16 protein-coding genes and 2 tRNA genes are annotated in these 18,976 nt (G+C 68.8%); 7 read left to right on the top strand and 11 right to left on the bottom strand.

The window, feature by feature from the left end; all coding sequences use genetic code 11:
* The first annotated feature begins 422 nt into the window (after positions 1-422).
* Entirely contained in the window at positions 423-821 is a 399-nt protein-coding gene (locus tag ACTWQA_RS55925) for a hypothetical protein (RefSeq protein WP_443166940.1), read from the top strand.
* 94 nt (positions 822-915) lie between these two features.
* The gene (locus ACTWQA_RS55920; protein ID WP_443166939.1) at positions 916-1,107 is read left to right on the top strand and encodes a hypothetical protein; all 192 of its coding nucleotides are present in this window, start codon (positions 916-918) and stop codon (positions 1,105-1,107) included.
* Between the two features lie 3 nt (positions 1,108-1,110).
* On the opposite strand, the gene ACTWQA_RS55915 is transcribed toward ACTWQA_RS55920, so the two are convergent.
* From ACTWQA_RS55915 to ACTWQA_RS55875, 9 genes are all read right to left on the bottom strand, one after another.
* Positions 1,111-1,776: a response regulator gene (locus ACTWQA_RS55915; protein WP_305924143.1), complete on the bottom strand. Its 666-nt coding sequence runs from the start codon at positions 1,774-1,776 to the stop codon at positions 1,111-1,113.
* Entirely contained in the window at positions 1,773-4,322 is a 2,550-nt protein-coding gene (locus ACTWQA_RS55910) for a DUF4118 domain-containing protein (protein WP_443166938.1), read from the bottom strand. The genes ACTWQA_RS55915 and ACTWQA_RS55910 overlap by 4 nt, the downstream gene beginning before the upstream one ends.
* A gap of 9 nt (positions 4,323-4,331) precedes the next feature.
* Positions 4,332-4,799, bottom strand: coding sequence for a group II truncated hemoglobin (locus tag ACTWQA_RS55905; RefSeq protein WP_443166937.1), 468 nt, complete (start codon positions 4,797-4,799; stop codon positions 4,332-4,334).
* A 114-nt stretch (positions 4,800-4,913) separates the two neighbouring features.
* Positions 4,914-4,990, bottom strand: a tRNA-Met gene (locus tag ACTWQA_RS55900).
* A 108-nt stretch (positions 4,991-5,098) separates the two neighbouring features.
* A tRNA-Met gene (locus ACTWQA_RS55895) sits at positions 5,099-5,175 on the bottom strand.
* Between the two features lie 54 nt (positions 5,176-5,229).
* A complete protein-coding gene (locus tag ACTWQA_RS55890; RefSeq protein ID WP_443166936.1) occupies positions 5,230-8,157 on the bottom strand; it encodes a UPF0182 family membrane protein in 2,928 nt (975 codons plus the stop codon).
* A gap of 130 nt (positions 8,158-8,287) precedes the next feature.
* Entirely contained in the window at positions 8,288-9,331 is a 1,044-nt protein-coding gene (locus ACTWQA_RS55885) for a YlbL family protein (protein WP_443166935.1), read from the bottom strand.
* Between the two features lie 10 nt (positions 9,332-9,341).
* Positions 9,342-9,767 (bottom strand): molybdenum cofactor biosynthesis protein MoaE, encoded by a 426-nt coding sequence (locus ACTWQA_RS55880; protein WP_443166934.1) that lies wholly within the window; start codon positions 9,765-9,767, stop codon positions 9,342-9,344.
* A gap of 17 nt (positions 9,768-9,784) precedes the next feature.
* A complete protein-coding gene (locus ACTWQA_RS55875; protein ID WP_305924220.1) occupies positions 9,785-10,858 on the bottom strand; it encodes an NAD-dependent epimerase/dehydratase family protein in 1,074 nt (357 codons plus the stop codon).
* A 79-nt stretch (positions 10,859-10,937) separates the two neighbouring features.
* Between ACTWQA_RS55875 and ACTWQA_RS55870 the strand changes: the two genes are divergently transcribed.
* The 3 genes from ACTWQA_RS55870 to ACTWQA_RS55860 are packed head-to-tail and all read left to right on the top strand — an operon-like array spanning position 10,938 to position 13,827.
* On the top strand, positions 10,938-12,242 hold the full coding sequence (locus ACTWQA_RS55870) for a zinc-dependent metalloprotease (protein WP_443166933.1): 1,305 nt from the start codon (positions 10,938-10,940) through the stop codon (positions 12,240-12,242).
* Positions 12,239-12,799, top strand: a complete 561-nt coding sequence (locus ACTWQA_RS55865; RefSeq protein WP_327588998.1) for an NUDIX hydrolase — start codon at positions 12,239-12,241, stop codon at positions 12,797-12,799. Before ACTWQA_RS55870 ends, ACTWQA_RS55865 begins: the two co-directional genes overlap by 4 nt.
* Positions 12,800-12,831: 32 nt before the next feature.
* On the top strand, positions 12,832-13,827 hold the full coding sequence (locus tag ACTWQA_RS55860; RefSeq protein WP_443166932.1) for an endonuclease/exonuclease/phosphatase family protein: 996 nt from the start codon (positions 12,832-12,834) through the stop codon (positions 13,825-13,827).
* Between the two features lie 84 nt (positions 13,828-13,911).
* Here the strand turns inward: ACTWQA_RS55860 and ACTWQA_RS55855 are convergent, their stop codons facing one another.
* Together ACTWQA_RS55855 and ACTWQA_RS55850 are read right to left on the bottom strand one after the other, a co-directional pair.
* Positions 13,912-14,496 (bottom strand): DUF2064 domain-containing protein, encoded by a 585-nt coding sequence (locus ACTWQA_RS55855; RefSeq protein WP_443166931.1) that lies wholly within the window; start codon positions 14,494-14,496, stop codon positions 13,912-13,914.
* A complete protein-coding gene (locus ACTWQA_RS55850) occupies positions 14,493-15,008 on the bottom strand; it encodes a M48 metallopeptidase family protein (RefSeq protein WP_305924153.1) in 516 nt (171 codons plus the stop codon). Before ACTWQA_RS55850 ends, ACTWQA_RS55855 begins: the two co-directional genes overlap by 4 nt.
* A gap of 452 nt (positions 15,009-15,460) precedes the next feature.
* On the opposite strand from ACTWQA_RS55850, the gene ACTWQA_RS55845 reads away from it, so the two are divergent.
* Together ACTWQA_RS55845 and ACTWQA_RS55840 are read left to right on the top strand one after the other, a co-directional pair.
* A complete protein-coding gene (locus ACTWQA_RS55845) occupies positions 15,461-17,257 on the top strand; it encodes a ThiF family adenylyltransferase (protein WP_443166930.1) in 1,797 nt (598 codons plus the stop codon).
* A 64-nt stretch (positions 17,258-17,321) separates the two neighbouring features.
* On the top strand, positions 17,322-18,656 hold the full coding sequence (locus ACTWQA_RS55840) for an ABC1 kinase family protein (RefSeq protein ID WP_443166929.1): 1,335 nt from the start codon (positions 17,322-17,324) through the stop codon (positions 18,654-18,656).
* Positions 18,657-18,976 lie beyond the last annotated feature (320 nt).

Genomic DNA, 18,976 nt, shown 5'->3' with positions numbered 1-18,976 from the left:
GTTTCGGTCTTGCGTTATGTCTTAATTCTTACATCCCCTCGAATTCCTGTCAAATTGACCGGACTCGCGAGAACTGCGGGAATTAAGTCGCGCCCCGTTTCCGGGACAACCCCTCTAACTTACCAGCTCATCCGGAGTGATGCGAATCGTCCCGGATGACCAAGAATGAAGTGGGGTTTGCCGGGGCATCTCCGGAGCTCCATGAGCCCCTCGGCCGCCCTGCGCTAGGCAACTCTAGCAGCCCGCGGCACCCACTTCGCGCAACTTAGGTAATCACGAGGTCCTTCCCTCACCACCTGACCCTCAAACCTCTGTCATGTCCACGCGCCGGCGACGCCAGGTCAAGCCGACAGCAAGTCATCCGCAATCGCCCTCAGGTACGAAGTACTCACGAGCAGACTGCGCTCTTGGAGGTGCCCGCCATGACCCGCTCGGAGTTCGACGACATCCGCGCCTTCCTCGCCGACGAGACCACCCATGCCGGGGACCTGCTGAGAATCGCCAGGACGCTGGTCGACGACCTGGAGCACGCCCGCATGCGTGAGGCCGTGCTGCGCTCCCACTACCTGCACCTTCTCACGGCCGCGCGGACTTCGGTGGCAGCCGAGGCCGTGGACGCGCCCGATCCCTTGACGTTCCTCAGGCGCGAGCTGGCCGAGCAGGGTCAGCTCCCCGAGGACGGCGAGGCCATGCAGCGCATCCTGTCCGACGCTCGTGCGGGGGCCGCGCTGGCCGCCGCCATGGAGGACAGCGCTCCGAAGCGTCCTCGCGGCATGCGCCTGCGCCGTTGCATCGGCACGCACAGGACTCTACGCAAGTAAACCCAGCCAACACCGGCACATGTTGCCCCACCGGTGACTGGATGACGACTCCGGACATACCGCCTCTTTCACCCCTGACTGCAAGACTGCGCATATGTGGCAGCGGGGGCTGAACTGGGCGGCAATCATCCTGGTCGGGACTTTCAGCCTGATCTGGGTTGGTGTCGTGATTTATGCGGACGGGCTCTCTCCTCCATGGATGCGCATCGCGCAGGCCGCCTTCGCCCTGCTGCTGCTCGGCTGGTCCGTGCAGAAAGCCATCGCGATGATCGCCGGGAAGGCGTGAAGGTCACGGCTGGAACCGGTACCCCATGCCGGGCTCCGTCAGCAGATGCACCGGGTGGGCCGGGTCGCGTTCGAGCTTGCGGCGCAGCTGCGCCATGTACTGGCGCAGGTAGTGCGTCTCCTTGAGATAGGAGGCGCCCCAGACCTCGGTCAGGAGGTGGCGCTGGCTGATGAGCTTGCCCGGGTTCCGCAGCAGGATCTCCAGGAAGTGCCATTCCGTGGGCGTCAGCCGTACCCCTCCCGAAATCGTCTTGCTGGACAGGTCGATGACGTGGTCGCCCAGTTGTACCGAGGAGACCTCCTCTTGCTGGCTCGTACGGCGGGTCACCGCGCGGATGCGGGCGAGCAGTTCGTCGATGCCGAACGGCTTCGTCACGTAGTCGTCGGCGCCCGCGTCGAGCGCGTCCACCTTGTCCGAGCTGTCCGACCGCCCGGAAAGGACGATGATCGGCACGGACGTCCAGCCCCGCAGCCCCTGGATGACCTCGACACCGTCGAGATCGGGCAGTCCCAGGTCGAGGATGACCAGGTCGGGATGCCAGTCGGCGGCATGGCGCAGCGCCGTGCCGCCGTCGGGCGCGACCGCGACCTCGTACTGCCTGGCGGCGAGATTGACCCGCAGGGCGCGCAGGATCTGCGGTTCGTCGTCCACGACGAGCACGCGGGTCATGCTGCCCTCCGCAGCGAGACGGCCATGGTGAGTCCCCCTCCGGGTGTGTCCTCCAGGACGAGCGTGCCTCCCATCGCCTCGGTGAGGCCGCGCGAGAGCGCCAGGCCCAGCCCTACTCCCGTGTGGTTGTCGCGGTCGCCGAGCCGTTGGAAGGGCATGAACACCCTTTCATGCGCTTCCTGCGGAATGCCCGGGCCCCGGTCGATGATGCGGATTTCGACGTTCTCCCCGAGCCGGCTCGCGGTGACGAGCACGTGCTCCCCCTCGGGGGTGTAGCGGGCGGCGTTCGCCATGAGGTTGACGAGGATTCGTTCCAGCAACGCGGCATCGGCCAGGATCTCGGGGAGGTCTGCGGGGATGTCGCTCTTGATCAGGCCGGGCACGGGGGCGAGGTCGTCGAGTGCGCGCGGAAGGATGTCCTCGATCGCCACGGGCTGGAGGGTCACGCCGAGGGCGCCGGCTTGCAGCCGGCTCATGTCGAGCAGATTCGAGATCAGGCGGTTGAGCTTGATCAGTGACTCATCCGCGGTGGCGAGCAACTCGGCGCGGTCCTCCTCCGACCACGTGATCTCGGAAACGCGCAGGCTCTCGATCGCGGCCATGGCCGAGGCGAGGGGCGTACGGAGGTCGTGGCTGACGGCGGCGAGCAGGGCGGTGCGCATCTTGTCGGCCTCGGCCAGTGGCCGGGCCCGTTCGGCCGCCTCCCGCAGTCGTTGCTGCCGCAGCGCGACCGCCGCCTCGGCCGCGAACGCCTCAAGCACCCGCCGATCGCTGGCGTCGAGCAGCCGCCCGTGGGCGGCCAACGCCAGCCGCTCGTCGATCATGATGTCGATGTCCGCTGTCCCAGGCGAGGTGGCGGGCGGACCGCCCGAGGTGGAGACGATCCGCCAGCCGTCGTCCCGGCGGGTGTGGCTGATCCGCTCGGGGATCGGCCCGGTCTGAGCATTGTCCGTGCGTTCGAGCAGGGTCACCGAGGTCAGGCCGAACGTCTCACGCATCCTCGCCAGCAGCGACGGCAGCGCCGCCTCGCCCCGCAGCACATGGCCGGCCAGCGTGGCGAGCACCTCCGCGTCGGCCCGCGATCGCGCCGCCTCCCTGCTCCGTCTGGCCGCCAGGTCGACGACCGTGCTCACCATGACCGCGACGAGCACGAAGATGACCAGCGCGAGCACGTTCTCCGGCTCGGCGATCGTCAACGTGTGCAGCGGCGGCGTGAAGAACCAGTTGAGCAGCCCGAACCCGAGCACCGCCGCCGCGAGCGCCGGCCACATGCCGCCCACCAGCGCCACGCCCACCACGAGCAGCAGGAAGAGCAGGATCTCATTGGGCAGCGACAGGTGCAGCGGCCGCAGTGCGGCCGTGAGCAGCGGCATCCCGAGCAGGGTCAGCCCCCAGCCGTACGCACGCCGGGTGCGGGTCAGCGCCGCCCTCGACCGCGCCCGATCGCGCCCCTTCCTGGTCGCCTCATGCGTGACCATGTGCACGTCGATGGTTCCTGACAGGGCCGTCGTCGTCACCCCGACGCCTCGCGAGACGATCTGCGCCAGCCGCCCTCTCTTCGACGCACCGAGGACGAGTTGGGTGGCGTTCACACCGCGCGCGAACTCGAGCAGCGTCCGGGGCACGTCGTCACCGATCACCTGGTGGTACGTGCCGCCCAGGTCCTCGACGAGCGTGCGCTGGCGGGCCAGGTGCGCCGGGTCGCCGCCGGAAGCCAGGCCGTCGGCCCTGGTGACGTGCACGGCCAGCAGATCCGAGCCCTTGGTGCGCGCCGCGATGCGCGCGGCTCGGCGGACGAGCGTGTCCCCTTCGGGGCCGCCGGTGAGCGCCACGACGACGCGCTCGCGGGTCTCCCAGGTGCCGTGGATGGCGTGTTCCGTACGGTAGCGGTCGAGCTGTTCGTCGACCTTGCCCGCGACCCAGAGCAGCGCCAGCTCACGCAGAGCGGTCAGGTTGCCGACGCGGAAGTAGTTGGCCAGCGCCGCGTCCAGCTTCTCGGGGGCGTACACGTTGCCGTGCGCCATGCGGCGGCGCAGTGCCTCGGGCGCCATGTCGACCAGCTCGATCTGGTCGGCCCGCCGCACCACCTCGTCCGGCACGGTCTCGCGCTGTCGCACGCCGGTGATCTGCTCGACCACGTCGTTCAGCGATTCGAGGTGCTGGATGTTGACGGTGGAGATGACATCGATGCCGGCGTCGAGGATCTCCTCGACGTCCTGCCAGCGCTTGGAGTTGCGGGAGCCGGGGACGTTCGTGTGGGCGAGCTCGTCGATCAGCGCCACGGTGGGAGCGCGGGCGATGACGGCGTCGGGGTCGAGCTCGGTGAACGTCGCGCCCCGGTAGGCCATGGTCTTCCTCGGGAGGATCTCCAGGCCCTCGAGCAGACGGGCGGTGTGGGCGCGGCCGTAGGTCTCGACGAAACCCACGACCACGTCCTTGCCGCGTTCCCGGCCCCGGCGCGCCTCGCTCAGCATGGCGAACGTCTTGCCCACCCCTGGGGCCGCGCCCAGGTAGACGCGCAACCGCCCGCGGGCCGTGCCTCCCATTCCTCCAGGTTAAGGCTGGTACGGCGGAGCGACCCCCCAACCCCAGTGCGGCACCGGCGCCTGCGGCGGAGGCGCCGCCCCGGGCTGGGAGTTGTGCTTGGCCAACCGGGTGCCCCATTCGATGTAGCCGGCGAACGCCGCCCTGAACTCTGGGTCGTCGGGCAGCCCGACCTCGTCGGCGGCGTCCATGAGGAGATTCACCCACCTGCGGCGCTGCTGTTCGGTGATCGCCTTGCCGAGGTGGTGGCGGAGCATGTTGGCGTAGCCGCCGCGTTCGTTGGTGTAGCGGTCAGGGCCGCCGAACACCTCGCTCAACCACATGGCGACGTGTTGGGGATGATCCGGGTCCATGTGCGCGAACAACGGCCCGATCACGTCGTCCTTCACCACGGTGCGGTAGAACGCCTCGGTCAGCCGCTCGAACGCCTCGGTGCCACCCGCCCACTCGTACAGCGTCGGCACTGTCTCATCATTCATGTAATGATGTAATCACTCGCGCGGTCGGGGAGCAACGCCCGCCTGCGGCGAGAAGGGCACCATACCCGCTGGAAATGACAAAGTCCCCGGCCGAATGGCCGGGGACTTTGTGTTTGGTAGCGGGGGCAGGATTTGAACCTACGACCTCTGGGTTATGAGCCCAGCGAGCTACCGAACTGCTCCACCCCGCGTTGCTGTCTTACATCTATAACTATACAGCCCCGAGCGAGTGCTCGCGCCAGTTAAAGCAAACCCACCGCAGAACGCACGAAAGGCCCGGTTTCCCGGGCCTTTCGACATGGTAGCGGGGGCAGGATTTGAACCTGCGACCTCTGGGTTATGAGCCCAGCGAGCTACCGAACTGCTCCACCCCGCGTCGCGTTGTGCCTTAAGACTAGACGGCAACGCGGGGATGACGCAAACCGAACGGCTAAGACGTGCCCTGCGCCTGTGGTGATCCTGTCGGCGAGGGCGATCCCGTCGGCGAGGTGGTGGGCGTGGCGGTCGGCGAGGCCGTCGGGCTGGCCGTGGGCGCCGGCTGCTGCGTGTTGGCGCTCTGCAGCGCCTTCAGCGCCTCCTCCAGCCGCTTCTGCGCCTCGCCATAGGCGTCCCAGTCCGGAGGGCTGGCCTGCAGCGCCTTCTGGGCGTCCTCGTAGGCCTTCCTGGCGTTGGAGATCGCCGTGTTGAGCGCCGTGCTGGTCTGGCTGGGCTGTTGTTGTTGCTGGGGCTGCTGCTGCTGTTGCTGCTCCTGCTCGCCGAAGACCTCCTTCAGAGCCTCGTCCAGCGTGCGGCCCACACCGATCTTGGCGCCGTACGACACCAGCACCCGCTGCAGGATCGGGTACGGCTCCTGCCCGCCGCCGGCGGCCACCTGGATGTACACCGGTTCGATGTAGACCAGGCCGCCCGCGTACGGGAGCGTCAGCAGGTTGCCGTAGCGGACCGACGAGGCGCCGACGCCCAGCAGGTTGAGCTCACCCGCGAACCGGCTCTGGAAGGAGTTTTGCGCCTGTCCAGGACCGGGGATGGGGGTGCTCGACGGCATCCGCAGGATGCGGATGCGCCCGTAGCCGGAGCCGGCCGACGAGTCGACCGCCATGAACGCCGCCAGGTTGGGCCCCTGACGCGGCACGAACGTCGTCGTCAGCGAGAACGCCGGCGTGCCGCCCGGCATCGTTGTGGTCAGGTAGTAGGGCGGCTGCTTGATGTTCTTGTCGCCCTGGGTGGGGTCGCCGGGGACGTTCCAGAAGTCCTGGCCGCTGTAGAAGGCGGCCGGGTCGGTGATGTGGTAGCGCGACAGGGTGTAGCGCTGCACCTTGAACAGGTCCTCCGGGTAGCGCACGTGGCTGCGCAGCTCGGCGCTCATCTCCGAGGCCGGGCGGATGATGCCGGGGAAGGCCGCGCTCCAGGTCTTCAGCACCGGGTCGTTGGTGTCCCAGCCGTAGAGCTTGACCGTGCCGTCGTAGGCGTCGACCGTGGCCTTGACCGAGTTGCGCATGTAGTTGATCTTGTCGCTCGGCTGCTGCGCGATCACGCGGCGGTCGGTCGACGTGTCGCGCGTCATGTCGTCGAGGCTCTCGCTCTGCGAGTACGGGTAGTCGTTGGACGTCGTGTAACCGTCGACGATCCAGACGATGCGCCCGTCGACGATCGTCGGGTAGGGGTTGCCGTCGAGCGTGAGGAACGGGGCGACCTTCTGGACCCTGTCACGCGGGTTGCGCTCGTACAGGATCTTGGAGTTGTCGTTGACGTCGCCCGAGAGCAGGATGTTCGCCTCGCCGTACTTGGCGGCGTAGAGAAGCCTGTTGAAGAACGATCCGACGGGCACGCCGCCGCCGGTGTAGGTCGTGTTCTCCTGGCCCGTGCCACCCGTCTTCGGGTAGTCGAGCTCCTGCGGGTTCTTCGGGTTGCCGCCGGCGATGACGTAGTCACCAGAGCTCTGGTCCTCGCCGTAGTAGACCCGCGGCTCCTTGAGCTTGGTGCTGTCGACGAGCGGGCCGGTGACCGGCATGTCCTTGGCGTCGTAGTCGGGCAGACCCTGGGAGTCGACCTTGTTGCCGGGCGCCGCGACGAAGCCGTAGCCGTGGGTGTAGACCAGGTGCCGGTTGATCCAGTTGTTCTGGCCCGCGTCCGGACCGGTCAGCTCCCGGACGCCGACGACATGGTCGATCATCTTGCCGGTGCTGTCGGGGTAGCGGTCGACGTCGAGCGGCTCGGCGAAGTTGTAGAAGCCGCGGATGCGCTGAGTCTGCTCGTAGGTGGACGAGACCAGCGCCGGGTCCAGCAGTCGCACACCGGAGACCGAGGTGTCGCCGCCGGCCTGGACCTTGGTCGGGTCGGCCTGGGCGTTGTAGGTCTCGACCTCGGTCTTGTCGACGTTGTAGGCCTCCCGCGTGGCCTCGATGTTGCGCTGGATGTAGGCCGCCTCCTTGCCCTGCTGGTTGGGCTTGACCTGGAACTGCTCGACCAGCGCCGGGTAGACGCCGCCGATCAGGATGGCCGAGAGCACCAGCAGGCCGAAGGAGACCCCGGGCAGCATGCCGCCGGGCCGCACCACGCCGGCGAAGAACAGCGCGGCGCAGATCAGCGCGATGATCGCGAGAATGGTCTTGGCCGGCAGGACGGCGTTGACGTCGGTGTAGGACGCGCCGTGCACGAAGCCGCGGTCGGAGAAGACCAGGCTGTAGCGGTCGACCCAGTAGGCGACGGCCTTGAGCAGCACGAAGATGCCGAGCAGCACGGACAGGTGCACCCGCGCCGCCCTGGAAGCGTGCACGCCCGGCGACTGCAGGCGGAACCCGCCGTAGAGGTAGTGCGTGATGGCCGCCAGGATGGCCGAGATGATCACGGCGGTGAACAGGAAGTTCAGCGTCATCCGGATGAACGGCAGGTCGAACATGTAGAACGAGATGTCCCACCCGTGCAGCCTGTCCTGCTTGCCGACCGGCACACCGTTGATGAACTTCAGCCACGTCTCCCACTGCCCCGCGAACGAGGAGCCGGAGAAGAGCGCGAGAAGTCCCATGCCGACGATGAAGATCAGCTTACGGTGGGGATCGAGCGCCATACGATAGCGATCGGCGCCGCTGGCGCCGCCGAACATCGCGGGCCCGAACATCGGCCGCGTGCGGAACGCCAGCAGCATGTTGCCGCCGGCGATGGCGACCATGAGCAGCGCCCCGACCACGAAAAGCGCGATCTCGGTCAGCACTACGCCGGTGAACACCGACGAGTAGTCGGCAGCGTCAAACCACAAATAGTCGGTATAGATACCGGAAAACAGGAAGAACAATGCCACGATCGCCACGAGAGCGATCGCCACAGGCAGAAGCAGTCGTGGCCGACGGGGCAAGCGCATCGCCCTGCCGGCTCCTGGGGTCCGGAAGCTCAAGGCCAACCCCTCGTCGTGATGAAGAAACGGTCCGTGTTCTGGCAACCTACACCGCTAGGCCAGCCATACGGCTAACGCACGGCGGTCGCCAGAAGTTTCATCCGGCCTCGCACGCGGGCACGTTTCCGTTGCCCGTGCGCAGTGCGTCCAGCGCCAGCACTGTGTCATGCAGGGTATCCGCTCTGACCAGCCGAAGGCCCTCGGGAACGGCCTTCATGGCCTCGGTGCAGTTGTCGGCGGGGGTCAGGAATATGGTCGCGCCGGATTCCTTGGCGCCCACCATTTTCTGCTGGATGCCGCCGATCGCGCCGACCTCGCCCGTCGGCTGGATAGTGCCGGTGCCGGCGATCTTCTTGCCGCCCGTGAGCTCGCCGGGCGTGAGCTTGTCCAATATGCCGAGCGAGAACATCAGCCCCGCGCTGGGCCCGCCGACGTCGCCCACATTGATGTCGACGTCGAACGGGAACTTGTATTTCGCCTGCATGACCACGCCCACTTGGGGCTGTCCCTTGGCGTCCACCGTCTGCACGGTGACGTCGAGTTTCTCCTTGCCCCGGGTGACGTTGAAGGTCACGCTCTCGCCGGGCTTGTGTGCCTTGACCCCGTCGCTCACCACGTTGACGTCCGTGGCCGCCTTGCCGTCGACGGAGTTGATCTCGTCGCCCTTCTGCAACTTGCCGTCGGCGGGCTTGCCCTTTTCCGTGGACAGAACGGTCACGACCATGCTGAAGGGAATCTTGAGCTCGGTGAGCGCGGCGGCGGTGGCGGAGTCTTGGGAGTTGGTCATCTCGACCGTGTTTTCCTCCTCGACGTCCTTGGGGTCACGGTCGGGAGCGAAGATGGTCTCCTGCGGGACCACGGCCACGGTGGGGTCGATCCAGCCGCGCAACGCCGTCAGCAGGTCGATCTGCGCGGCCGGGCCGCCCTGGTAGGCCACCGTCACCAGGCTCAGCGCGCCGGTGGTGGGATAGGTCTGCCGGCCCTTGATCGCGATCACGGGCTTCTTGTCGACCTCGCCGATGGTGTTCTCGGTCGGGCCGGGGCTCAGCACGACGTACGGGACCGGCCGGAACGCTCCCACCACCCCCAGCGCGAGCACGAGGAATCCCGCGAGCAGCAGGGTCAGGGCGCGTCGTGACATGATGATGAGCTTATTCGCAGGCGCCGACCCACTCGGTCTCGCCGTCGGCGAAGACCTGGTGTTTCCAGATCGGGACCTGCGCCTTGAGGTCGTCGATCAACCTGCGGGAGGCCTTGAACGCCTCGTCCCTGTGCGGGGTGGCCACCGCGACGATGACGGCCGTGTCGCCCAGCTCCAGGTCGCCCACCCGGTGCACGGCGGCCAGCGCCGTCACGGGGAAGTCGGCGGCGACCTTCTCCGCCACCGCGCGCAGCTCGGCTTCCGCCGTGGGATGCGCGGAGTAGGAGAGCCTGGTCACGGGCTTGCCATGGTCCTGCTCCCGCACGGTGCCCACGAAGATCGCGGTGCCGCCCGCGGCGTGGTCGCCCACGGCGGCCAGCACCTCGTCCACGGACAGCGGGGTGTCGCGAATGCCAAGCAATCGGATGACGTCCACGGGAAAGAGCCTAACCTTTACTGACGCCTCTTTTTGCGTACCTGGCGGACGATCGCGGCGGTGCCGATGACGGCGACGGTGGCGCCGGCCGCGGTGAGCGTGGCCTCCTTGACGGGCAGCCGCCTGCCGACCACGGTCGTCCTCTTCTCCAGCAGCTCCAACTGCTGCTCGAGCGCGGCCTCGTTGGTCCACGACGGCTTCCAGCCCGCCTCCCGCAGCGCCGTGCAGTCCACGACCCACGGGTAGACCACGTAGTGCAGGTCGGTCGCGGGCGCCGGGGTGATGCCGAGCCTGTGGAGCCGCTGCGCCGTGCCGAACGTCAGCCCGGCGGGCAGCTCGAACCTGCGGATGCCGGACAGCTCCTCGACCTGCTCCTGCTCCAGCCACCCGTCGGAGCCGACCGCCACCACGCCGGTGACGACTCCGCGGGCGGCCAGCTCCAGCGCCGAGATCAGGTCCTCGACGTGGCAGAACTGCCAGTGCGGGGTGCAGCCCTTGACGGTCAGGAGCCTGGGCGACTCGAAGTGCCGGGTGATCACGGTGTCGACGCCCGGGCCGACGACCGCCGCCGGGCGCAGCACGGTCACCTCGAGCCCGGGATGGCTGCGCAGCGATCTGCGCACCAGGGACTCGATCTCCAGGTAGTCGCCCACGACGCCGGTGTCGGGCTCGGCCGCCACCGGGGCATCCTCGGGCAGGGGCACCTCGTTGTCCGGCGCGGCGCCGTAGACCATCGCGCTCGTGACCAACACCACACGGCGCACGCGTGCCGCGGCGCACGCCGTCAGCACCGTCTGGGCGGCGCGCAGGTTGTAGGCCCGCCGGGCCACCGGGTCGGAGTCCACCGCGTAGTCGCCGGCCAGATGGACCAGCACGTCGATGTCAGCGATGCGGTTCGCCAAGAGCGGATCCCGTACGTCGATCACTCTCCACGTGGCTTCCTGAACGTCACCGCGCTGCTCGTCGATGGCCACCACCCTGCGGAAACCCGCGGAGGATACGAGCCTTGCGAGCAGCTCGCGGCCGATGCCGGAGGCCGCGCCGGTCACGGCGACGACGGGATGGCGCGGGCGTTTCGAGGTAGGCACCAGGTCCTCACTTTGCACTGATCCGCCGTAGGACGACTAACGTGGCGGATGTGGACTCCTCCATCCTGCACGAGGTAGAGCGGTGACTGACCTGCCAGGTCGCGAAAACGACCCTAACGAAAACCCGTTCGCCATGTTCGGCAACCCTGAGCAGATGGCTCAGGCGATGCGCCAGTTCGCCGACATGTTGTCGGCACCTCAGGGTTCAGGCCCTGTCAACTGGGACATGGCAAAGAACATCGCCCGGCATGCCGTGGTGGCCGAGGGCGACCCGAGCGTCATGGAAGGCGAGCGCCGCCAGATCGTGGAGGCGCTGAGCCTGGCCGACCTGTGGCTGAACGAGGCGACCGCGCTGCCCAGCGGCGTGGCCAACCCGCAGGCCTGGAGCCGGTCCGAGTGGATCGAAAACACCATCCCGATTTGGCGCAAACTTTGCGAGCCGATCGCCGAGCGCATGGTCGAGACCATGGGCGGCGCTCTCGGCGGTTCGGGCCTGCCGCCCGAGGCCCAGCAGATGGCCGGCCCTCTCATGGGCATGCTCAAGCAAATGGGCGGCATGATGGTCGGCCAGCAGATCGGCCAGGCCATCGGCTCGCTCGCCCGCGAGGTGATCGGCACGACCGACATCGGCCTGCCACTGTCCGACACGGCCGCGCTGCTGCCCGGCGGCATCGCCTCCTTCAGCGAGGGCCTGGAGATGCCCTCCGAGGAGATCAGGATCTATCTGGCGCTGCGCGAGGCCGCGCACCACCGGCTGTTCCAGCACGTGCCGTGGCTGCGCTCGCACCTGCTGGGCGCGGTCGAGGAATACGCCAAGGGCATCACGCTCGACACTTCCGCGCTCGAAGAGCAGATCCGCGGGCTCGACATCAACAACCCCGAGGCGATCCAGGAGGCGCTGAGCGGCGGCAAGCTGCTCAAGCCTGAGGAGACCGAGCGGCAGAAGGCCGCCCTGGCGCGGCTGGAGACGATGCTCGCCCTGGTCGAAGGCTGGGTCGCCACCGTGGTCGACCGGGCCGCGGAAGGCAAGCTGCCCTCCGCCGTCGCCCTGGCCGAGACCGTACGCAGGCGCCGGGCCACCGGCGGTCCCGCCGAGGTCACGTTCGGGACGCTGGTGGGGCTGGAGCTGCGGCCCCGGCGGCTGCGCGAGGCGGCGGCGCTGTGGCGGGCTCTGGAGAGCGAGCGCGGGATCGACGGCCGCGACGCGCTGTGGGGCCACCCGGACCTCATGCCGACGGCCGACGACCTCGACGACCCCGACGCGTTCGTCCGCGGCGAGGCCGCCTGGGACATCTCCCAGTTCGAGGGCAAGCCGGGCGGCACCGAGGCTGAAGGCGAGCAGGGCGACCAGCGCGAGCCGGGCGACGGCGAGGGCGACAAGAGTTGAGCCTGCACCGCGACGCGGTGGCGGTGCTGTCCGCCTGGACCGCCCCCACGCCCGAGGAAGAGGCGCTGCGCAAGGAGTTCCTCGACCACCTGCGGGCGCACGACGACGCGATGTCGCGCGCGTGTGTGCCCGGGCACTTGACGGCGACGACGGCGGTGCTGTCGCACGACGGCACGCAGGTGCTGCTCACGCTGCATCCGAAGGCCGGGATGTGGCTGCCGATGGGCGGGCACTGCGAGGTCTCCGACACCTCGCTCGCGGCCGCGGCGCTGCGGGAAGCCTGGGAGGAGTCCGGCATTTCCGGACTTGAGCTGCTTCCTGGGCCGCTGGCGGTGGACAAGCACGTCGTGTGGTGCCACCCGCCGAACAGCTGGCACCTCGACGTCGAGTACGCGGCCGTGGCGCCGCCCGGCGCCGAGGCGGTGATCAGTGAGGAGTCGCTGGACCTGCGCTGGTTCCCCGTCGACGAGATCCCCGACCCGTCGGACGACGCGACGCGGCGATTGGCCAAACGTGGACAGGCCGTGCTCGGCTCTGGTTCGCGCGCACTTGGCTAGAGTCCTTTGCGTCGTACCAGAGGGGGGATTTGGTGAGCACTTCGGCTGAGTCGCCCATCGGCGGCACGATCGTGACGCCCGCTCGCAGACGCCGGAGGTTCACCGGGTCGGCGCTGACGTGGGTGGCCGTGAGCCCGTTCGCGGCGTGGGCGGTCGCCAGGGTGGCGGGGCTGGAGCGGGGGTCGTTGCCCACGCAGCTCATGACCGCGACCCCGTACGCGGCGGCGGGCTCGCTGGTTCCCCTCCTTATCGCCGCGGTCGGGCGCAAACGCGCCGCCACCGCCGTGGCGTTACTCACCACGACCGCACTCGGTTTCAGCGTGCTGCCCAGGGCGCTGGGCACGGCCGAGGCGACGGCCGGCCGGCCGCTCAAGGTCATGACGATCAACATGCTGTACGGCCGGGCCGACATCGACGCGATCATGAAGCTGGTCCGGGAGTTCGAGCCTGACGTGCTCAGCACGCAGGAGCTGACGCCCGGGGCGGTCGCCGACTTGGACGCGGCCGGGCTCAAGGAGCTGATGCCGCATCGCGTGCTGGAGGACGAGTGGAGCGCCGGCGGCAGCGGGCTCTACTCCAAGCACGCCATGGAGCAGCTGCCCGACGTGGTGCCGCCGGTGGGGCACAAGATGCCCGCCGCGCTGGTGTCGTTGCCTGGAGGGAACCCGATCGAGGTCGTCGACGTGCACCCCTACCCGCCGCTCGGCCCGAACGTCACCCAGTGGAACGACGCGCTGGCCGCCCTGCCGTCCACCTCTCCCGACCGGGTGCGGATCCTGGCGGGCGACTTCAACGCCTCCCTCGACCACGCGGCCCTGCGTAAGCTGCTGGCCAGGGGTTACAAGGACGCTGCCGCTCAGGTGGGGGCCGGGTTGATCCCGACGTGGCCCGCCAACAAGCGGGTGCCGCCGATCATCACGATCGACCATGTGCTGGTGGACCGGCGGGTGGGCGTACGGGAAGTCAGCGTGCGCGACGTCCCGGGAACCGACCATCGCGCCGTGCTGGCCGCGCTCACCGTGCCCTGAGCCGGGTCGCGCCTCGCGCCTGAGCCGGGTCGCTCACCGTGGCCCTGGGTCGGGTCGCTCACCGTGGCCCTGAGCCGGGTTCGCTCACCGTGCGCTGATCAGCGCCCTGGTGTTGTCCCAGCCCTCGAGGCCGGGGTCCAGGCGTTCGACGTCTTGCGGTGTGCGCAGGCGGTGCCAGCCCGGGGTGGTGGCGACCCTCCGGGGTCCCGGGGCCTGGGCGCGCAACGCGCCCACCACGTTCTCGTCGTCCAGGTCCGGGGCGGCCCAGGCGGGGGCGGGGAGTGCGCAGGCCAGGGCCACGGCGCCGCCGTTCTCCGCCGGGCAGACGGTGATCTCCGCCCTGCCGAGCTCCCTGAACAGCTTGCCGACCAGCAGGGGCGGCAGGTCCGGCGCGTCACCGCAGATCACGGCGGCCTGATCGGCCTTGAGCCGGCCGAGCACGGCCTGCAACGGCTCGTCCTCCGCTATCGTGACGATCTCGGTGCCGGGCCAGACGATCTCCTCCAGGCCGGGCACGCTGGTGATCAGGACAGGGGTGACGAGCTCGAGTCCCGCGACCATCTCGTAGGTGTCCTCGGCCATCGCCTCGAGGAACTCTCGCGGGTCGACGCCCGGCGGCGCCGCCTGCGCCATGTGCTGACGTACGAGGACCGCGACGAGGCGCGTCAACACTCCTCCGGCGCCGTGTGGGCCGCGGCGGAGAACCCCTCCAAGAACCCGCGCGCCCGCTCCGCTTTCGGATACTGTTCCACCAGCGCCCAGAACTTGGGGCCGTGGCTGGGCACGAGCAGGTGCACGAGCTCGTGGATGATCACGTAGTTGATGACCCATTCGGGCAGGCCCTTGAGGCGGGTGGAGATCCGGATCGTTCCGTTCTCCGGGGTGCAGGAGCCCCAGCGGTGTTGCTGGTTGTCGACCCAGCGCACGCTCACGGGCTCGGCCTTGCCGTCGAGATATTTCGCCGACAGCTCCCTTGCCCGCTCCAGCAGGCCCTCTTCGGTCGGCCTCCGCCGGCTTTCCTTCGCGGCCAGCCGATCCAGCATCCGGCTCACCCATTCATCCGCGTCTTCACCGCTCAGCCAGGCGGGCAGGAGCACGATCGTCTTGTCGCCGTCGCGGTAGGCGGAAACCGTACGCCGGCGACGAGAACTGCGACGAACCTCGACTGTCTCGGGGGGCACATATGCACGGTAGCCGAGACTGGCGAAATTCCACAGAGGGTGGACGTTGTTTCTGCTGGTCAGATGATTAAGACCCGGTGAATTTGGGCAGACGCGTTTCCCGATGCGCGGCCAGGCACTCCAGCAGGCCTGACGGGGTCCTGGCGGTGGGGCGGGACGGGAATTCCCAGCACAGCGTGGGTTTCAGGGCTTTGACGGTCTTGGTTCTGGGCCGCTTTGGGCGGACTTGTGGCAATCGATACGGGTTACTGGGCGATCTTCGAGGCGATGACCAGCCGGGGAAGCGTAGGTCATTCTTGAGGAAAGATTGATTTACCGGATCTTTATCCTTCGCCTCGCAACCGTCGGGACCGCATCGCGCGCGGGCTGGACGCCGACGAGGGCCGGAAGTTATCCACAGGCGGGCCGGAACCGACTCGGGATCTTGCTGCGCCGTGCGAACCTTTCCCGCCATGAGGCCACGTGTGAAGCCCGCCCTCCGGCGCATCGTCCGCGACGAGCAGACCCTGCAATACGGCGTGCACCCGCTGCGCGCCATCAAGCTGTCCGGTCTGGCCCGATCAGTCCAGCAGTGGATCGAGGGCCTCGACGGCACCCGTGACCTGGCACGCGTGCTGGACGCGGCCAACGCCGCCGGGCTCGACGAGTGCCGCGCGCGTTCCCTGCTCGACCAGCTCACCGCGCAAGGCGCGCTCCACGACGCCGCCACCAGCCCCGCGCCCCTGCGCGACCTCACACTCGCCGAGCGCGACCGTTTGAGACCCGACCTCGATGCCCTGGACCTGGCTTCGACCGCGCCCGAGGGCGGAATCGGGCTCCTGATGCGGCGGCGGGCCGCCCGGGTGCGGGTCTATGGGGCCGGGCGGGTGGGTGCTCAGATCGTGGTCCTGCTGGCGGCCGCCGGTGTGGGGCACATCCGAGTGATCGACTCGGGCGCCGTCCGGGCGAGCGACATCACGCCCGGCGGGCTGACGTGGTCGGAGCTGGGTCTGACGCGGGAAGAGGGCGCGGTGGCGGCGGCCCGCAGGCTGCTCTCGGGCTGGCGCGGCGCAACCGGCTCCCGCGTCCCACCACCCGCCGCCACGGTCTCCCGCGTCCCACCACCCGCCGCCACCGGCTCCCGCGTCCCACCGCCCGGCGCCACCGGCTCGGCTTCGTCGGCGTCTGGGTTGCAGCCCGGCCAGGGACGCAGCGCGCCGCCGCAGGGCAACGGGCGGTCGGCTGCCAGGACGCCCAGGCCTGCCGCCTCCCCTGCGGTCCCGCTCGCTGCATCGACGCCCGCCGCCGCCGCGCCCGGGTCAGGCGCGCACACTCGTACGGACGGCTGGCAGGGCCAACGCCGGGCCGCACCCCAGGGACACCCCGAAAGAGCACACACCGCAGAGAGAAGCGGAACAGAGACGCGGAGGTCCAAGGCGGAGACGGCCGAGACGCTAGGGACTCCGAAGCAGAGGACCCCGGCGCAAAGCACCCCGACCCAAAGCACCCCGACCCAGGGGACACCGACCCAGGGGACACCGGCTCAAAGGGCGCAGGCCCAACGGGCGCAGGCCCAACGGGCGCAGGCCCAACGGGCGCAGACTCCCATGGCGCAGGCCCAACGGGCGCAGGCTCCCATGGCGCAGGCTCCGGGGACTCAGGCACAGGAGGGCGCCGGGCGGGGAGGAGATGGAGCTCAGCCGGTCACCCGCAGGAGGCGGAAGGACCAGCGGATCGACGGGCAGGAGCTGGTCAGGCCGGCGGTCGAGGTGCTGGCCGGAGGAACGTACCTGGGAGACCGGTCAGACCGTCCCGACCTGATCATCCTCGCGCCCGTCGGCCCGCTGGACGGCGTGCTGGTCAACGAGCTCACCTGCCTCGGCATCCCCCACCTGCTGGCATCCGCCTTCGAAGGTCACGGCACGGTCGGCCCGCTGGTGTTGCCCGGCGAGACGGCCTGCCTGCACTGTCTGGACCTGACCCGCCGCGACCACGACCCAACCTGGCCGATCGTCACCGCTCGGCTGGGCGGTTATCCGCCCGGCGAGATCGCCTGCGACACGACTCTCGCGACCCTGGTCGCGGCACAGGCGACCGGGCATGCGCTTGCTCATCTCGACGGCCAGGAGTCCGCTGTGACGAACGGCACAATGGACGTCTCCCCTGATTGGCACTGGAAAAGGCAGGCGTGGCGCGTGCACCCGCAATGTCGTTGTATGCGAAACGATCCTTATTCGCTAAGAATGGTCATGTCGCCCAAACGCGACTGACCTGTTCCTGGGGACGACCACGAAGGGGGGAAGCGGCATCTCTGCCGAGGTTCCGCGCATCAGTGTGAGCGATCTTCCGCGCCGTGCTGTCACGCGTTCTGCCAAGCTGGCCACGCTTCCCTTGGGATTCGCCGGTCGCGCCGCCCTCGGACTGGGCAAACGTCTCGGCGGCAAGTCCGCTGAGTTCGTGGCGCAGGAAGTCCAGCAGCGTACGGCCGAGCAGGTCTTCAAGGTGCTCGGCGAACTCAAGGGCGGTGCGATGAAGCTCGGCCAGGCGCTGTCGATTTTCGAGGCGGCGCTTCCGCCGGAGATCGTCGGCCCCTACCGCGCCACCTTGACCAAGCTGCAGGACGCCGCTCCCCCGCTCCCCGTCTCCACCGTCCACAAGGTGCTCACGGAGCAGTTGGGCGACGACTGGCGGGACCATTTCCGCTCGTTCGACGACCAGCCGACCGCCGCCGCCTCCATCGGCCAGGTACACAAGGCCGTGTGGCACGACGGCCGGGAGGTGGCCGTCAAGATCCAGTACCCGGGGGCGGGCAAGGCCCTGCTCGGCGACTTCGCCCAGCTGGCCCGGCTGGGCAAGCTGTTCGGCGTCTTACTGCCTGGCCTCGACATGAAGGCCGTGCTGTCGGAGCTGCGTGAGCGGGTCGCGGAGGAGCTCGACTATCTCCGCGAGGCCGAGGCCCAACATGCCTTCGCCCTCGAGTTCGACGGCGACCCCGACTTCCACGTCCCTGACGTGATCGCAGCCAACGAAATGGTGCTGGTCACCGAGTGGATGGACGGCACTCCGCTGTCGCGCGTCATCACCGAGGGCACCCAAGAAGAACGCGACCACGCCGGCCTGCTCTTCGTCCGTTTCCTGTTCTGCTCGCCGGCTCGGGTGGGGATGCTCCACGCCGACCCGCACCCGGGCAATTTCCGCGTGCTGGCCAACGGCAAGCTCGGTGTCCTGGACTTCGGCGCGGTCAACCGCATGCCCGATGGCTACCCCAGGGTCTTCGGGCAGTTAATGCGCATCTTCAACCAGGGCGACATGGAAACCGTCGTGACGGGGCTGCGTCAGGAAGGCTTCATCCGCAGTGACATCGAGATCGACCCCGACGCCTTGCGTGCTTTCCTCGCGCCGTATGTCGAACCGACGGCCGTGGAGGAGTTCACGTTCAGCCGGGAGTGGCTCCAGGCTCAGGCGGCCGGCGTCACGGACCTACGCCCCGGCAACGTGGTGCGCCAACTCAACCTGCCGACGTCGTACGTGCTCATCCATCGGGTGCATGCGGCAGGCGTAGGCGTGCTCTGCCAACTGGGCACCACCGCTCGCTTCCGCGACGAGGTGATCCGCTGGGTCCCCGGCTTCGCCGACGACCCCGACGACCAGCCCTTGGCAATCGGCTAACGCACGTCCCCGCCTGCGCCAGGCTGCAACCCGGCCGTCGCCTGCGCCCACCCACCTACAACCCCGCCCATCGCCTGCGCTCACCTACAACCCCAGCCGTCGCTTGCGGCACGTGCAAACCCGACCGTGGCCTGCGCTCACCTACAACCCGACCATCGCCTATGCCCGCCTGCAACCCCGGCCGTCGCTTATGAGAGGGCGGTTCGCGAGTTGATGTCCCTTTGATCGCTTGCGCTGCATGAGGAGGGCTGGTCACGGGCTCGTTGCCGGGCTATGGACGTGGCTGAGCGAACAATCCCGGCTCGATCTCCACGAGAATG

Origin of the sequence: Nonomuraea sp. 10N515B (genome assembly GCF_052245915.1) — a bacterium.
Classification (GTDB): Bacteria; Actinomycetota; Actinomycetes; order Streptosporangiales; family Streptosporangiaceae; genus Nonomuraea.
This window is presented reverse-complemented; position numbering and strand designations above follow the sequence as displayed.

Coding starts and splice junctions, on each gene's coding strand:
- ACTWQA_RS55890 (WP_443166936.1), bottom strand. CDS start 8,157: ATGCGCTTGCCCCGTCGGCCACGACTGCTTCTGCCTGTGGCGATCGCT.
- ACTWQA_RS55885 (WP_443166935.1), bottom strand. CDS start 9,331: ATGTCACGACGCGCCCTGACCCTGCTGCTCGCGGGATTCCTCGTGCTC.
- ACTWQA_RS55915 (WP_305924143.1), bottom strand. CDS start 1,776: ATGACCCGCGTGCTCGTCGTGGACGACGAACCGCAGATCCTGCGCGCC.
- ACTWQA_RS55920 (WP_443166939.1), top strand. CDS start 916: ATGTGGCAGCGGGGGCTGAACTGGGCGGCAATCATCCTGGTCGGGACT.
- ACTWQA_RS55925 (WP_443166940.1), top strand. CDS start 423: ATGACCCGCTCGGAGTTCGACGACATCCGCGCCTTCCTCGCCGACGAG.
- ACTWQA_RS55910 (WP_443166938.1), bottom strand. CDS start 4,322: ATGGGAGGCACGGCCCGCGGGCGGTTGCGCGTCTACCTGGGCGCGGCC.
- ACTWQA_RS55845 (WP_443166930.1), top strand. CDS start 15,461: ATGAGGCCACGTGTGAAGCCCGCCCTCCGGCGCATCGTCCGCGACGAG.
- ACTWQA_RS55905 (WP_443166937.1), bottom strand. CDS start 4,799: ATGAATGATGAGACAGTGCCGACGCTGTACGAGTGGGCGGGTGGCACC.